The organism is Paracoccus sp. J55 (assembly GCF_000513975.1).
Classification (GTDB): Bacteria; Pseudomonadota; Alphaproteobacteria; order Rhodobacterales; family Rhodobacteraceae; genus Paracoccus.
Genome location: NZ_AZVA01000015.1, coordinates 66,817 through 82,200 on the forward strand (window position 1 = coordinate 66,817; position 15,384 = coordinate 82,200).

General features: G+C 67.6%; 15 protein-coding genes. 9 read left to right on the forward strand and 6 right to left on the reverse strand.

The genetic code is table 11. The features are described 5' to 3' along the window. Positions 1–77: 77 nt before the first annotated feature. Entirely contained in the window at positions 78–1,883 is a 1,806-nt protein-coding gene (locus PARJ55_RS0114070; RefSeq protein WP_028713626.1) for an alpha/beta hydrolase, read from the reverse strand. Positions 1,884–2,136: 253 nt separating this feature from the next. On the opposite strand from PARJ55_RS0114070, the gene PARJ55_RS0114075 reads away from it, so the two are divergent. From PARJ55_RS0114075 to paaZ, 9 genes are all read left to right on the forward strand, one after another. Continuing rightward, positions 2,137–2,991, forward strand: a complete 855-nt coding sequence (locus PARJ55_RS0114075) for a PaaX family transcriptional regulator C-terminal domain-containing protein (RefSeq protein ID WP_028713627.1) — start codon at positions 2,137–2,139, stop codon at positions 2,989–2,991. A gap of 146 nt (positions 2,992–3,137) precedes the next feature. Continuing rightward, positions 3,138–4,343 (forward strand): 3-oxoadipyl-CoA thiolase, encoded by a 1,206-nt coding sequence (pcaF, locus tag PARJ55_RS0114080; protein ID WP_028713628.1) that lies wholly within the window; start codon positions 3,138–3,140, stop codon positions 4,341–4,343. A gap of 19 nt (positions 4,344–4,362) precedes the next feature. Continuing rightward, entirely contained in the window at positions 4,363–5,352 is a 990-nt protein-coding gene (gene paaA / locus PARJ55_RS0114085; RefSeq protein ID WP_028713629.1) for a 1,2-phenylacetyl-CoA epoxidase subunit PaaA, read from the forward strand. 55 nt (positions 5,353–5,407) lie between these two features. Beyond that, the gene (gene paaB, locus PARJ55_RS0114090; RefSeq protein ID WP_028713630.1) at positions 5,408–5,692 is read left to right on the forward strand and encodes a 1,2-phenylacetyl-CoA epoxidase subunit PaaB; all 285 of its coding nucleotides are present in this window, start codon (positions 5,408–5,410) and stop codon (positions 5,690–5,692) included. Continuing rightward, entirely contained in the window at positions 5,692–6,546 is an 855-nt protein-coding gene (paaC, locus tag PARJ55_RS0114095) for a 1,2-phenylacetyl-CoA epoxidase subunit PaaC (RefSeq protein WP_028713631.1), read from the forward strand. Before paaB ends, paaC begins: the two co-directional genes overlap by 1 nt. A 6-nt stretch (positions 6,547–6,552) precedes the next feature. Further along, positions 6,553–7,074: a 1,2-phenylacetyl-CoA epoxidase subunit PaaD gene (gene paaD, locus PARJ55_RS0114100; RefSeq protein ID WP_028713632.1), complete on the forward strand. Its 522-nt coding sequence runs from the start codon at positions 6,553–6,555 to the stop codon at positions 7,072–7,074. A 31-nt stretch (positions 7,075–7,105) separates the two neighbouring features. After that, entirely contained in the window at positions 7,106–8,182 is a 1,077-nt protein-coding gene (paaE, locus tag PARJ55_RS0114105; RefSeq protein ID WP_028713633.1) for a 1,2-phenylacetyl-CoA epoxidase subunit PaaE, read from the forward strand. Between the two features lie 22 nt (positions 8,183–8,204). Further along, the gene (locus tag PARJ55_RS0114110; protein ID WP_028713634.1) at positions 8,205–8,957 is read left to right on the forward strand and encodes a Phenylacetic acid catabolic protein; all 753 of its coding nucleotides are present in this window, start codon (positions 8,205–8,207) and stop codon (positions 8,955–8,957) included. A gap of 74 nt (positions 8,958–9,031) precedes the next feature. Continuing rightward, entirely contained in the window at positions 9,032–11,092 is a 2,061-nt protein-coding gene (gene paaZ / locus PARJ55_RS0114115; RefSeq protein ID WP_028713635.1) for a phenylacetic acid degradation bifunctional protein PaaZ, read from the forward strand. Between the two features lie 73 nt (positions 11,093–11,165). Here the strand turns inward: paaZ and PARJ55_RS0114120 are convergent, their stop codons facing one another. The 5 genes from PARJ55_RS0114120 to paaG all read right to left on the reverse strand — a co-directional run bounded on the left by PARJ55_RS0114120 (position 11,166) and on the right by paaG (position 15,363). After that, positions 11,166–11,960 (reverse strand): aminoglycoside adenylyltransferase domain-containing protein, encoded by a 795-nt coding sequence (locus tag PARJ55_RS0114120; RefSeq protein WP_028713636.1) that lies wholly within the window; start codon positions 11,958–11,960, stop codon positions 11,166–11,168. 89 nt (positions 11,961–12,049) lie between these two features. After that, on the reverse strand, positions 12,050–12,649 hold the full coding sequence (locus PARJ55_RS0114125; protein ID WP_028713637.1) for a TetR/AcrR family transcriptional regulator: 600 nt from the start codon (positions 12,647–12,649) through the stop codon (positions 12,050–12,052). 125 nt (positions 12,650–12,774) lie between these two features. Further along, positions 12,775–14,085, reverse strand: coding sequence for a phenylacetate--CoA ligase PaaK (gene paaK / locus PARJ55_RS0114130; protein WP_028713638.1), 1,311 nt, complete (start codon positions 14,083–14,085; stop codon positions 12,775–12,777). 28 nt (positions 14,086–14,113) lie between these two features. After that, positions 14,114–14,545, reverse strand: coding sequence for a hydroxyphenylacetyl-CoA thioesterase PaaI (gene paaI, locus PARJ55_RS0114135; RefSeq protein ID WP_232215716.1), 432 nt, complete (start codon positions 14,543–14,545; stop codon positions 14,114–14,116). Between the two features lie 29 nt (positions 14,546–14,574). Further along, on the reverse strand, positions 14,575–15,363 hold the full coding sequence (gene paaG, locus PARJ55_RS0114140; protein WP_028713640.1) for a 2-(1,2-epoxy-1,2-dihydrophenyl)acetyl-CoA isomerase PaaG: 789 nt from the start codon (positions 15,361–15,363) through the stop codon (positions 14,575–14,577). Between the last annotated feature and the right edge of the window lie 21 nt (positions 15,364–15,384).

Genomic DNA, 15,384 nt, shown 5'->3' on the forward strand with positions numbered 1-15,384 from the left:
CCTATCGTGTTTGCAGGCATTCGCCGGCCAGTTCAATGCATCGGGGCGCCCGGCGTCGGGAATGCCGCAGCGGCAGGCTATCGCTGCAGGACATAGGTCCCCGGCGCCTCGGCCAGCGGCACATAGCCCTTGGCCGGCGCGCCCATGCCGGCGGGGGCGGCGACGCGTCGGGCCGCCGAATGCGCGGCCAGCCATTCGGTCCAGGCCTCCCACCACGATCCGGGACGGGCCTCGGCGGTCTCGGCCCAGGTGTCGGCGCTGCGGCAGCGGCCGCCGGCCTCGCGCAGGGCGATGCGATAGCGGCGATGCGGCCGCCCGGGCTCGCTGACGATGCCGGCATTGTGGCCGCCGCTGGTCAGCACGAAGGTCAGCGCGGTATTGCTGAGGTAATGGATCTTGAAGACCGAGCGCCAAGGCGCGACATGGTCGCGCTCGGTGCCGACGACGAACATCGGGACGCGGATGTTCTGGATCGCCGCGGGCCGGCCCTCGACCATGAAGCGCCCGGCGGCCAGCTCGTTGTCCAGGTAAAGCCGCTTCAGGTATTCGGCATGCATACGATAGGGCATGCGCGTCGAATCCGCGTTCCAGGCCATCAGGTCGATCATCGGCCGCCGCTCGCCCATCAGGTAGTCGTGCACCATGCGCGACCAGATCAGGTCGTTCGAGCGCAGAAGCTGGAACGCCCCCGCCATCTGGTCGGCCGACAGGTAGCCGCGGTTCCACATCATGCTTTCCAGCAGGTTCACCTGGCTGTGGTCGATGAACAGCGCCAGTTCCCCGGGCTCGCTGAAATCGGTCTGCGCCGCCAGCAGCGTCAGGCTGGCCAGCCGGTCGTCGTCATCGTCATGCGCCATGTCGGCGGCGGCGATCGACAGCAGCGTGCCGCCCAGGCAATAGCCCACGGCATGGACCCTGCGCTGCGGCAGGATGGCCTTGATCGCCTCCAGCGCCGCCATAACGCCCATCCGCCGGTAATCGTCCAGCGTCAGGTCGCGGTCCTCGGCCTGCGGGTTGCGCCACGAGATGCAGAAGACCGTATGACCCTGCGCTACCAGATGCCGGATCAGCGAGTTCTGCGGCGAGAGGTCCAGGATGTAGTATTTCATGATCCAGGCCGGCACGATCAGGATCGGCTCGGCCAGCACCGTCCTGGTGGCGGGGGCGTATTGGATCAACTCGATCAGGTGGTTGCGATAGACCACCTTGCCGGGCGTGACCGCGACGTCCTTGCCGACCGTGAAATCCTCGGTCCCCACCGGCGGCTGGCCGGTCGCCATGCGCAGCACGTCCTCGGACCAGTTGCGCATGCCGGCCAGCAGGTTGGTGCCGCCGGTCTCCAGGGTGCGGGCGATCACCTCGGGATTGGTGAAGGGCAGGTTCGAGGGCGAGAACACGTCGAGGATCTGCCGCGCGGTGAAAGAGACGATCTCCTCGTGATGCGGATTGACGCCCGGCACCTCATGCGTGGCGTTGTGCCACCATTGCTGCTGCAGCAGGAAGGCCTGCGCCCAGATGCTGAAGGGCGGCTTCTTCCAGCCCTCGGCGGCAAAGCGATAGTCGCCGGGCAGCGGCTCGATGCAGGCCAGTGCTTCGCGATCCCCGCAAAGCGCGGCGAGATGGGACAGAAGCCGCGCCGCCTTGCGGTTCGCCTTGTCCATCAGCTCCAGCCGCTTGCCGGGGGCGGCGGCCAGATGCATGGTCCAGTCCTGCAGGGCCAGGGTCAGGGCCGCGGGCGACAGGCCGCCGGTGAACTGGCCCAGCATCGCCTCGCGCATGCGGTCGAAGGTGCGGAACACCTCGCTGCCCAGCGTCTCGATCCGGGCGACCGGCGGCAGGTCCGCGGCCGGGGCAGGGGGCAGGGCGGGGGCGGGCTTGTCCATGGCGTCTCCTGCGGCGGCTCTTGGCGGGATGGCTGTTGCTGCCGCGATCCTGCCACGCGTCTTAGGGGGATTTGTGCGCCATCCTGCGGATGTCAATCCGGCACAGCGTTGATTCAGGTCAAGACGGCCGGGTTTTCCGGGCTCCTGGGCCAAAGAGCGTGACCTTGGCCCGTCGGGGCCCCGACGGCCAAGCCGCATTGCGCAGGGCCGCTTTCCCGGGTTCTATGGTCCGGTTGCAGGCGACGGGGGAAACATGCGGCAAGGCGGGACGGCCGAGCGTGGGCTGATCGACGGGATTTTGCAGGGCATGGAGCTGCGCTCGGCCGCGTTCATCGTCACCGTCTATGGCGATGTGGTCGTGCCGCGCGGCGGCGTGCTGTGGACCGGGACGCTGATCGAGGTCTGCGGCCGCGTCGGCATCAACGAATCGCTGGTGCGCACCGCCGTGTCCCGGCTGGTCGCCGCCCACCGCCTGCGGGGCGAGCGGCTGGGCCGGCGCAGCTATTACCGGCTGGACGCCTCGGCCCAGCGGGAATTCGACCAGGCGGCGGGGCTGCTTTACCGGGCCGAGGTGCCGGCGCGCGGCTGGCAGATCCTGCATGTCCCCGCCCTGGCCGAGGACGAGGCCCGCCGCCAGCGCATGGGACATATGGGCGGGGCGGTGTTCATCCGCCCCGACCGCGGCCAGCCGGTCCCCGAGGGCGCGCTGCTGTTCCCGGCCGCGGACCCGGCCGAGCTGGGCCGGATCGGCCAGTTCTGGGACCTTTCGGCGCTGCACCGGCGCTATCTCGACCTGCTGGCGCGCTTTGCACCGCTGGCCGAGGCGGGCGCGGCACCCTCGGACGAGACGGCGCTGATCGCCCGGCTGCTGCTGGTCCACGACTATCGCGGCGTGCTGCTGCGCGACCCGCGCCTGCCGCAGGCCGCCCTGCCCGGCGACTGGAAGGGACACGAGGCGCGGGCGCTGTTTCGCGATCTCTACCGGCGGCTGACCCCGGCGGCCGAGCGCTGGATCGCCGCGCATTTCGAGGGCAGCGACGGCTTCCTGCCCGGCCAGACGCCCGAAAGCCAGGAGCGGCTGGCCGATCTGTCAGAAGCAGCCCGTTGAATTTACGCCTCTTTTTTCATTCTTGGCCAAAACATTACAAGACAGCCGAATAATTTTCTTCCTTTGTGATGTTTTGCCATGTATAAACTGACCAACCGGTCGGTGAATTGGAGAATCACCGGCTTTGCCAGCAAAAGGGAGAGAGCATGCAGGACGCCTTCATCTGTGATGCGGTGCGCACGCCGATCGGTCGCTATGGCGGGGCGCTGGCCTCGGTCCGGGCCGACGATCTGGCGGCGCTGCCGCTGAAAGCCCTGATGGAGCGCAATCCCGGCGTGGACTGGTCGGCGGTGGACGATCTGATCTATGGCTGCGCCAACCAGGCCGGCGAGGACAACCGCAATGTCGGCCGCATGGCGGTGCTGCTGGCCGGGATGCCGGTCGGCGTGCCGGGGACCACGGTGAACCGGCTTTGCGGCTCGGGCATGGATGCGGTCGGCATGGCGGCCCGCGCCATCAAGGCGGGCGATTGCGATTTCGTCATCGCCGGCGGCGTCGAAAGCATGACCCGCGCGCCCTTCGTGATGCCCAAGGCGGAAACCGCCTTCTCGCGCGCCAATGCCGTCTATGACACCACCATCGGCTGGCGCTTCGTCAACCCGGCGATGAAGGCGCAGTTCGGCATCGACTCGATGCCGCAGACCGCCGACAACGTGGCCGCCGATTTCGCCGTCAGCCGCGCCGACCAGGACGCCTTCGCCGCCCGCAGCCAGGCCCGCTGGGAAGCGGCGCAGAAGGCCGGCATCTTCCGCGACGAGATCGTGCCGGTTACGGTGCCGCAGAAGAAGGGCGAGCCCATCGTCTTCGACACCGACGAGCATCCGCGCCCCGGCACCACCGCCGAGACGCTGGCCAAGCTGAAAGGCGTGAACGGTCCCGACCTGACGGTCACCGCCGGCAATGCCTCGGGCGTGAATGACGGCGCCGCGGCGCTGGCGATCCTGTCGGGCGAGGCCGCGAGGCGGCACGGTCTGACGCCCAAGGCGCGCATCGTCGCCATGGCCGCTGCGGGGGTCGAGCCGCGCATCATGGGCATCGGCCCGGCCCCGGCGGCGAAAAAGGTGCTGGCGCGTGCGGGGCTGACCATCGGGCAGATGGATGTGATAGAATTGAACGAGGCCTTCGCCAGCCAGGCGCTGGCGACCTTGCGCGACCTTGGCCTGCCCGACGATGCCGCCCATGTGAATCCGAACGGCGGTGCCATCGCGCTTGGCCATCCGCTTGGCATGTCGGGGGCCCGGCTTGTGACGACGGCGATGTATCAGCTGCATCGCACCGGCGGGCGCTATGCGCTCTGCACCATGTGCATCGGTGTGGGACAGGGGATCGCCATCATCATCGAACGCGTTTGATCCAGGGGAGGATCCAGCCATGTATGCCCAGCTTGTGAAATCCGAAGGCACCAAGACCCGCGAGGAGATGACGCCCGAGGAGCTTGCCTTCCAGGAGCGTATCGACCGCGGCGAGAAGATCGAGCCCAAGGAATGGATGCCCGAGGGCTATCGCAAGACGCTGATCCGCCAGATCGGCCAGCACGCGCATAGCGAGATCGTCGGCCAGCTGCCCGAGGGCAACTGGATCACCCGCGCGCCCACGCTGGAGCGCAAGGCGATCCTCTTGGCCAAGGTGCAGGACGAGGCCGGGCATGGGCTCTATCTCTATTCGGCGGCCGAGACGCTGGGCGTCTCGCGCGACGAGCTGATGGAACTGCTGCACGCCGGCAAGATGAAATATTCCTCGATCTTCAACTACCCGACGCTGACCTGGGCGGACATGGGCGCGGTGGGCTGGCTGGTCGATGGCGCGGCGATCATGAACCAGGTGCCGCTGCAAAGGACCAGCTACGGCCCCTATTCCCGCGCCATGATCCGCATCTGCAAGGAGGAGTCGTTCCACCAGCGCCAGGGCTATGCCATCATGATGAAGATGGCGCAGGGCACGCCGGCGCAGAAGCGCATGGCGCAGGATGCGCTGAACCGGCTTTGGTATCCGGCGCTGATGATGTTCGGGCCGTCCGACAAGGACTCGGTGCATTCCGCGCAGTCGATGGCGTGGAAGATCAAGATGAACACCAATGACGAGTTGCGGCAGAAATTCGTCGACCAGACCGTGCCGCAGGCGGAATATCTGGGCCTGACCGTGCCCGACCCGAACCTGAAATGGAACGAGGAAAAGGGCGGCTACGATTTCAGCGAGCCGGACTGGTCGGAATTCTTCGACGTGATCGCCGGCAACGGGCCTTGCAACAAGGACCGGCTGGGCGCCCGCGTCAAGGCCTGGGAGGACGGCGCCTGGTTCCGCGAGGGGCTGATGGCCCATGCCGAGAAGGCCGCCGCCCGCCGGGCGCAGGCCGCCGAATAACCCGTCATCGCCAGGAACACGCGCCAGTCGCAGAACCAAGTTTAGGGAGAGAACCATGTCCAAGGAATGGCCGCTCTGGGAGGTCTTCATCCGGGGCCAGCACGGGCTGAACCACCGCCATGTCGGCAGCCTGCACGCGCCCGACGCCGAAATGGCGATCATGAACGCCCGCGACGTCTATACTCGCAGGAACGAGGGCGTGTCGATCTGGGTCGTGCCCTCGGCGCAGATCACCGCGTCGAGCCCCTCGGACAAGGGCCCGCTGTTCGAGCCGTCGAACAGCAAGGTCTATCGCCACCCGACCTTTTTCGACATTCCCGAAGAAGTGGGGCATATGTGATGCCGTCGCTGCCCGACATGAACACGCCCGAGGTGGCGGACCTCGCCCGACGCGAGGCCGAGGCCCATCCCGCCCATCCGACCGTGCCCCAGCCCGATGCCGGGCAGGAGGTGCTGTTCGAAACCCTGCTGCGCATCGGCGACTCGACGCTGATCCTGGGCCACCGCGTGTCCGAATGGTGCGGCCATTCGCCGGCCCTGGAAGAGGACATTGCGCTGGCCAATGTGGCGCTGGACCTGATCGGCCAGACCCAGCTTTGGCTCGGCCTCGCGGCCGAGGTCGAGGGGCAGGGCCGGACCGCCGACGACCTGGCCTATCTGCGCGACGCCTGGGATTTCCGCAACCTGCTGATTGTCGAGCGCCCGAACGGCGATTTCGGCCATACGCTGATGCGGCAGTTCCTGTTCGACGCCTGGCACCATGAATTGCTGAAGGCGCTGTCCGTGTCCTCGGACCCGCGCGTGGCCGAGATCGCGGCCAAGGCCGGCAAGGAGGTCGCCTATCACCTGGAACGCTCGTCCGACCTGGTGGTGCGGCTGGGCGACGGGACCGAGGAAAGCCATCGCCGCATGCAGGAGGCGCTGGACGCGCTCTGGCCCTATACCGGAGAGATGTTCCTGGGCGACGACAAGGATGCCGAGATGGCGGCGCGCGGCATCGCCCCCGACCCGGCCAGCCTGCGCGCCGGCTGGGACGAGACCCTGCGCCATGTTCTGGGCGAGGCGACCTTGCAGGTCCCCGAGGGCGATTTCGCGCATAAGGGCGGCAAGCAGGGCACCCATACCGAACATCTGGGCTATATCCTGGCCGAGATGCAGTTCCTGCAGCGCGCCTATCCGGGCGCAAGCTGGTAAAGCGCCATGGCCGCAGCGACCCATCCCAGCGTCGAGGAGGTCTGGGGCTGGCTTTCCGAGGTGCCCGACCCGGAGATCCCGGTGATCAGCCTGACCGACCTGGGCATCATCCGCGGCGTCGAATGGCAGGGCGATACGCTGGTCGTGAAGGTCACGCCGACCTATTCCGGCTGTCCCGCGACCAGCATCATCAACCTGGACATCGAGACCGCGCTGCGCGGCCGCGGCATCGACAAGCTGCGGCTGGAACGCCAGATGTCGCCGCCCTGGACCACCGACTGGATCACGCCGGAGGGGCGGGAAAAGCTGCGCGCCTATGGCATCGCGCCCCCCATCGACGGCACGGCGGCGGACGGGCAGATCGCCGGGCGCATCGCCCGGATGACCGGCGCGAACCTGACCATCGCCTGCCCGCGCTGCGGCTCGGCCAATACCGAAAAGATCAGCCAGTTCGGCTCGACCCCCTGCAAGGCGAGCTATCGCTGCAAGGACTGTCTGGAACCCTTCGACTATTTCAAATGCATCTGAGAATGCGTCCCGCTTCAGGAAGGATACCCACATGGCACGCTTCCACCCGCTGAAGGTCATCGATGTGAAGCGCGAGACGCGCGACGCGGTGGTCGTCACCCTTGCCCCCCGCGACGAGGATCGCGCGCTGTTCGACTTCACCCAGGGGCAATACCTGACCTTCCGCCGCGACTTCGACGGCGAGGAGCTGCGCCGCAGCTATTCGATCTGCGCCGGCAAGGACGAGGGCGCGCTGCGCGTCGGCATCAAGCGCGTCGATGGCGGCGCCTTCAGCACCTGGGCGAACGAGAATCTGGCGCCCGGCGACGAGATCGAGGCGATGCCGCCGATGGGCAAGTTCTTCACCCCGCTCGATCCCGGGGCGGAAAAGCAGTATCTGGGCTTCGCCGCCGGTTCGGGCATCACGCCGGTGCTGTCGATCATCAAGACCGTGCTGGCGCGCGAGCCGCGGGCGCAGTTCACGCTGGTCTATGCCAACCGCCAGATCAACACGATCATGTTCCGCGAGGAGCTGGAGGATCTGAAGAACCAGCATCTCGGCCGCTTCTCGGTCATCCATGTGCTGGAGCAGGAGGGGCAGGAGATCGACCTGTTCACCGGCCGCATCGACGCGGGCAAGATGACGGCGCTGTTCCAGCACTGGCTGGACGCCGAGGCCGTGGACACCGCCTTCATCTGCGGCCCGGAACCGATGATGCTGACCGTCGCGGCGTCCTTGCGCGACCACGGGCTGCGCGACGATCAGATCAAGTTCGAGCTCTTCGCCTCCAGCCAGCCCGGCCGGGCCAAGGCCCGCGCCGTCTCGCGCGAGGCGGTCAAGGCCGGCGAGGGCGTTGCCGCCACGGTGACGCTGGACGGCGCCACGCGCAATTTCCAGATGCCGCGTCAGGGCGAGACGATCCTGGAGGCGGCCTTGGCCAACAGCATGGACGCACCCTATTCCTGCAAGGCGGGCGTCTGCTCGACCTGCCGCTGCAAGGTGCTGGAGGGCGAGGTCGAGATGGCGGTGAACCACGCGCTGGAGGATTACGAGGTCCGCGCCGGCTATGTGCTGAGTTGCCAAGCCTATCCGGTCAGCGACCGCGTGGTCGTCACCTATGACGAATGATCCGGGCGCAGGAGGGGAACCCATGTCCGACACCATGAATATCGAGGACTATCTGGCGCAGGGCGGGGTGCTGACCGCGCCCGGCAACGCGCCCGCCCGCTATCGCGGCGAGCTTCTGCGGCTGATGTCGTCCTTTGTCGACAGCGAGCTTGCCGCCTCGGCCGGCTTCGCCAATGCGATCAACTTCGCCCCCGGCATCAAGGAGCGCATTGCCGCCAGCCGCATCACCCTGGAAAAGGCCGACCATGCCGAGCGCGTGCTGCGGGTGATGGCCGAGTTCGGCACCGATGCCGCGCGCTATCAGACCAGCCACGACTGGGCCGCGCGGGTCGAACGCGATGCCGATCTGGGCGCCGCGCGCCGGCCCGGCGACATGCGGCTGTCGGTGTTCCACTATCCCGTCACCGGCTGGACCGATGCGGTGGTGATGAACGTGCTGCAAGGGCTGGCGACCGGGGTGCAGATGACCGAACTGACCCGCGTCTCCTATGGCCCCTTGGCCGAGGTGTTCCGCGAGATCGCCCCGCGCGAGGCGCGCCATGCCGAGCTGGGTCTTGAGGGGCTGGAGCAGATCGCCGCGACCGAAGAGGGGCGCGAGGAAGCCCGCGCCGCCGTCGCCTATTGGCGGCCGCGGGTGACGGCGGGTTTCGGCGTGGCCCATTCGGACCGCTACGACACGCTGGCGCGCTTCGGCCTGCGCCACAGCCCGAACGAGGCGCTGCTGGCCCGCTGGGAGGCGCTGGCCTCGGAACATCTGGCCGCGCTCGGCCTGTGATCGGCGTTCCGGCCGCGTTCCCCTGGGCGCGGCCGGCCGCCTGACCAAAACCAAGACTGACCAAGGAAACGCCAATGACCACTCCGCGCCGTCTTGAAAGCTATGTCTGCGGGGGCTGGACCCCCGGCAGCCAGCAGGGCCAGACCCTGCTGGACGCCGCCACCGGCGAGCCGGTCGCCGTGATCGATTCAAGCGGCATCGACTTCGCCGCCGCGCTGGCCCATGGCCGCGAGGTGGCGGGGCCGAAGCTGCGCGCCATGTCCTTCCACGAGCGCGCCGGCATGCTCAAGGCCCTGGGTCTGGCGCTGATGGCGCAGAAAGAGGAGTTCTACGCCGAAAGCCTGCATACCGGCGCCACCCGCACCGACGGCTGGGTGGATATCGAGGGCGGCATCGGCACCATGCTGACCTATGCCTCGAAGGGCCGGCGCGAATTGCCGAATACCCGCGTGCTGACCGATGGCGATGTCGAGGTCCTGTCCAAGGACGGCAGCTTCGTCGCCCAGCATATCCTGACGCCGCTGCATGGCGTCGCGGTGCATATCAACGCCTTCAACTTCCCGATCTGGGGGATGCTGGAAAAGATCGCGCCGACGCTGCTGGCCGGGGTGCCCTGCCTGGTGAAACCCGCCAGCCAGACCGCCTATCTGACCGAGCTGATGGTGCGCCGCATCGTCGAGACCGGCATCCTGCCGGAGGGCGCGCTGCAGCTGATCTGCGGCTCGGTCGGGGATCTTCTGGACCATGTGACCGAACAGGACGCCGTGACCTTCACCGGCTCGGCCTGGACCGGGCGCAAGCTCAAGACCCATCCGGCGATCGTCGCCAATTCCGTGCGCTTCACCATGGAGGCGGACAGCCTGAACGCCTCGATCCTGGGTCCGGACGCGGTGGCGGGCACGCCCGAGTTCGAGCTGTTCGTGCGCGAGGTCGCGCGCGAGATGACGGTCAAGGCCGGGCAGAAATGCACCGCCATCCGCCGCGTCATCGCGCCGCGCGTCCAGGTCGATGCGCTGGTCGCCGCGCTGGACGAGCGGCTGGGCAAGACCGCGCTTGGCCTGCCGGGCGACGAGGGGGTGCGCATGGGGCCGCTGGCCAGCCTCGATCAGCGCGAGGAGGTGCGCGAGCGCATCCGCGACCTGCAGGCGGCGGCCGAGATCGTGGCGGGCGACCCGGACGCGGTGCGCGTGACCTCGGGCGATCCTGCCAAGGGCGCCTTCCTCAATCCGGTGCTGATGTATGCGGCGAAGCCCTTCGAGGCGGCGGCGGTGCATGAGGTCGAGGCTTTCGGTCCCGTGTCCACGGTCATGCCCTATGACGACCTGGACGAGGCGGTGGCGCTGGCGCGGCTGGGCAAGGGTTCGCTGGTCACATCGGTCTTTACCGACGATCCGAAGGTCGCCGAGCAGGCGGTGCTGGGCGCGGCCCCCTGGCACGGCCGGGTGCTGATCGGCAACCGCGCCTCGGCGAAAAGCTCGACCGGGCACGGCTCGCCCCTGGCGCCACTGGTGCATGGCGGGCCGGGGCGTGCGGGCGGCGGCGAGGAGATGGGCGGCATCCGCGGCGTCAAGCATTACATGCAGCGCACCGCCGTGCAGGGCGCGCCGCGGCTGCTCTCCGCCGTCACCGGCCGCTGGATCGAGGGCGCCGATGCGCAGCAGGGCGTGCATCCCTTCCGCAAATCGCTGGCCGAGCTGCGCATCGGCGACCAGCTGGTCACGGCGACGCGCACCATCACCCGCGAGGATGTCGAGCATTTCGCGCATTTCACCGGCGACACCTTCTATGCCCATATGGACGAGGCGGCGGCCAAGGCAAACCCGTTCTTCGATGACCGCGTCGCGCATGGCTACCTGATCGCCAGTTTCGCGGCCGGCCTGTTCGTCGAGCCGAATCCGGGTCCGGTTCTGGCCAATTACGGCGTGGACAACCTGCGTTTCCTGACCCCGGTCTATTTCGGCGACACGCTGCAGGTGCGGCTGACCTGCAAGGAGATCAACCCGCGCGAGAATGCCGGCCATGGCGAGGTGCGCTGGGATTGCCAGGTCACCAACCAGAAGGGCGAGGTCGTTGCGCAATACGACGTGCTGACCATGGTGGCCAAGGAGTGGCCGCTGGCGCAGGCGGCGGAATAAGCGGAAGGGCAGGGCGGTGCTTCGGGATCGTCCCTGCCCGCACCTGCGAAAGCCCGGACCGGCCAGCAGCTGGTCAGGACCTCTCGGAAATTCCCAGTTCCCCGGCGATCCGCCTTTCCAGATGCGCGGCCAATCGCTGCGCAGCGTCGGATCTGCTGCTCCAGTCATCGGCGATCTCGCCGAGATGGGCTTGCCGCGCATGGTCCAGCGTCACAGCTTCCCGCCCCCGGATTCGCCGCTTTGCCCAAAGGGCGGCGGCCTGCTTGGAGGCGAACTGTCCGGTGCTCGCCGTATGCCACATCCGGGCAAGCGTCAGCAGGACGTTCCGCTCATCCCCGTGCAAACCGGCCAGCAGGGCCGGAAGCATGTCGCGCATGGCCTGCCGGAGACGGGTCGGGGGAAACGCGGGCAGAAGCTGGTCCGCGTCCGGGCCGAGCAGGGGAATAGCCTCTTCGCGCGCCTGTGCGAGAAGCAGGATATGTTCGGGATCACGCTCCGGCATCGCCTTGCTGCCGCTTTCGAACGCCTCCCGCAACCACTCGCCATAGACGAATTCCGCCCGGCCCCAAGAAGCAGGCTCGGCGAGGTCGGAGCGGCGGAATATCATCACCTCAAGGCAGCGCGGGCCGCCCGGCGCGGCGGGGTGGCGGCCGGAAAGACGCAGCAGGGCTGCCAGCAAGTCGCTGCGCTGACCTTCGGACAAAGCGCGATCCACCACGGCCAGAAGATCGATGTCGCTTTGCGGCCGGTGCAGGCCCGAAGCCGTCGATCCGTGCAGATAGGCTGCAAGCAGCGCATCGCCGAGGATGTTTCGCAAGGTCGCCAGCGCGGCGGGTATCTGCTCGAATTGCCTGGGCACGGTCTGCATGATCGCTTCGCTTCCGGTCAGCTGCCCGTCACCGGGACTTCCGCCTGCGCTTCGCGGGGCACTCCGTCGAGGACCGTCGCGTCGCGGCATTACCGCACCGCCTTGATCCCCTCCAGGATCAGGGTCGTCGCCACGTCGGCGTAATCCTCGCGGGTGATGCGGCCGCCGTCGCGGAACCACATATAGACCCAGTTCATCATCCCGAACAGCGACATGGTGACCGGGGTCAGCAGCGGGCGCTGCGGATCGTCCAGCGCCGGGTTGATCTCGCGCAGGACCGCGGCGAAGCGCTTCACGATGCGCCGCTCGACGCCCAGGATCTCGGCCTTCTGGTCGTCGGCCAGGGCCGGGGTGGCGTTCAGCTGAACCTTGTGCTGGTTGTCCGCCCCGCGATAGCGGTCCAGCAGCGTGCCCACCAGCCGGCGCAGGCGCTGCTGCGGCGGCAGGCCGGGGTCGTCGGCATCCTCGATGGCGGCGTCGAGCTCTTCCAGATGGGTGATGATGATGGCGAAGATCAGCGCATCCTTGCTGGGATAATAATGGTAAAGCAGGGCCTTGGAGACCTGGCTATGCGCGGCGATCTGCGCCATGGACGCCTTTTCCATGCCCAGATCGGCAAAGACCTCGGCCGCCTTGTCCAACAGGCCGCGCTGCTTTTCCTCGAAATCCGCTGCCCGTGTCCGAGCCATGCCATCCTCACAAGATCATTTGTTCGCCCGCGGTCGGGAGGCGAGAAAAACAAGGGGGCGCGCCGGCCCCCTTTCGATTTAGCGGGTCTGCGACCGCATGTCATGCCGGCTGCCGCGATGCGGCATCATGTCTTGGGCCGGTTGTCAAGCACCCGCTTGGCCTTGCCTTCCGAACGGGCAAGGGCATTCGGATCCCTGACCTCGATCCGGGTCGAGACGCCGACCACGCTCTTGATGTGATGGGCCAGTTCCTTGGCGGAATGGGCGCGGGCGGCCTCGTCGGTCATCTCGGGGGTGCATTCGACATGCACGATCATCGAATCCATGCGGCCCGAGCGGGTCAGCTCGATCTGGAAATGCGGCGCGAGGCCCCGGCATTTCAGGATCTGCTCCTCGATCTGGGTCGGGAAGACGTTGACGCCGCGCAGGATGATCATGTCGTCGCTGCGGCCGGTGATCTTCTCGATCCGGCGCATGGAACGCGCGGTGCCGGGCAGCAGCCGGGTCAGGTCGCGGGTGCGGTAGCGCACCATCGGCAGCCCTTCCTTGGTCAGCGTGGTGAAGACCAGCTCGCCCAACTCGCCATCCGGCAGCACCTCGCCCGTCACCGGGTCGATGATTTCCGGGTAGAAATGGTCCTCCCAGATATGCAGCCCGTCCTTGGTCTCGACGCATTCCATGGCGACGCCGGGGCCCATGACCTCGGAGAGGCCGTAGATGTCGACGGCATGCATGCCGAAGGCCTCTTCGATCTCCTCGCGCATGGCGTTGGTCCAGGGCTCGGCGCCGAAGATGCCGATCTGCAGCGAGGATTCGCGCGGATCGAGGCCCTGGCGGCGGAACTCGTCCAGGATCGACAGCATGTAGCTGGGCGTCACCATGATGATGCGCGGCTTGAAGTCGTGGATCAGCGTCACCTGCCGCTCGGTCATGCCGCCCGAGATCGGCACCACGGTGCAGCCCAGCCGCTCGGCCCCGTAATGCGCGCCGAGGCCGCCGGTGAACAGCCCGTAGCCATAGGCATTGTGCAGGATGTCGCCCGGCCGCCCGCCGGCGGCGCGGATCGAGCGCGCGATCAGGTTCGCCCAATGGTCGATATCGGCCTGGGTATAGCCCACCACGGTCGGCTTGCCGGTGGTGCCGGACGAGCCGTGGATGCGCACCAGCTTGGACTGCGGAACGGCGAACATGCCGAAAGGATAGGTGTCGCGCAGGTCCTGCTTTACCGTGAAGGGGAATTTCGCGATGTCCGCGAGCGATTTGAGGTCCTCGGGATGGACGTCATGCTCGATGAAGCGGTTGCGGTAGAAGGGCGAATTTTCGAAGGCGTGCTTCAGCGACCGCTTCATGCGGTGAAACTGCAGGGCCTCGATCTCGTCGCGCGATGCGATCTCGATCGGGTCCAGCTCCTTCTTTTCCGGCGCCATTGGATGCATGGATTCCTCCCCTTGCAATGCTTTGCGGTCAGGATTCGACCGGCAGATGGGTGCCCTTGACGGTGCGGGAATGGCCGCGGAACTCGGCCACATGCGCGCCGTCCTGATTGGTGATGCGGATGTCGTAGATGCCCGAGCGGCCCCGGCGCGAGACCTCGCGCGCGGTCGCCGTCAGCCGGTCGCCGATGCGGCAGGGCACCAGATAGGTGATCGAGCAATGCTGCGCGACCACCAGCTGGTTGTAGCTGTTGCAGGCGAAGGCGAAGGCGCTGTCGGCCAGCGTGAAGATATAGCCGCCGTGGCAATTGCCGTGGCCGTTCGACATCGCCTCGGTGACGGTCATCGACAGCGTCGCCTCGCCCGGGGCGATATGGTCCAGGCTCATGCCCAGCCGCTGGCTGGCGGAATCGTCGTTCCACATCGCCTTGGCCGAGGCTTCGGCCAGCTCCTGCGGGGTCATCTGGGAAACGGGCTTCATGGTTGCGTCTTTCATTGTCCCCGGAACTCCGGCTTGCGCTTTTCCAGGAAGGCGGTGACGCCCTCGGCGTAATCGGCGCTGCGGCCGGCCTGCCGCTGGCAGTCGCGCTCCATGTCCAGCTGCTGGTCAAGGCTGTTGGTGGCGGCCGCCTGGATCAGCCGCTTGGTCAGGCCCAGGCCCAGCGTCGGACCCGCGGCAAGGGACACGGCCAGCGCCACCGCCTCGTCCATCAGCGCCTCGTCCGGGACCGCCTTCCAGATCAGGCCCCAGGCGGCGGCCAGTTCCGCCGGCAGCGGTTCGGCCGTCAGCGCCAGCGCCTTGGCGCGCGGCTCGCCCAGGATACGGGTCAGGCTGAAGGTGCCGCCGGCATCGGGGACCAGCCCGATCTTCGAGAAGGCCTGGATGAACTTCGCCGATTTCGCTGCCAGCACGATATCGCAGGCGAAGGCGACATTGGCCCCCGCCCCGGCCGCCACGCCGTTGACCGCACAGACCACCGGCTTTTCCAGCGCCCGGATCAGCCGCAGCGTCGGGTTGTAGAAGGTTTCGAGCGTCTGGCCCAGATCGGGGGCGGGGCCGCCCTTGCGCGGGTCGCGGTCGCCCAGATCCTGCCCGGCGCAAAAGCCGCGCCCGGCGCCGGTCAGCAGGACCGCGCGCACCGCGGCATCGTCATGGGCGCGCTGGATCCCGGCCCGCAGCGCCAGATGCATCTCTTCGTTGAAGGAATTCAGCTTGTCGGGCCGATTGAGCGTCAGTGTCAGCACGCCATCGGCCAAGGCCGCCAGGACGGTTTCCGTCATCGGTAAAACTCCCTTGCCCCG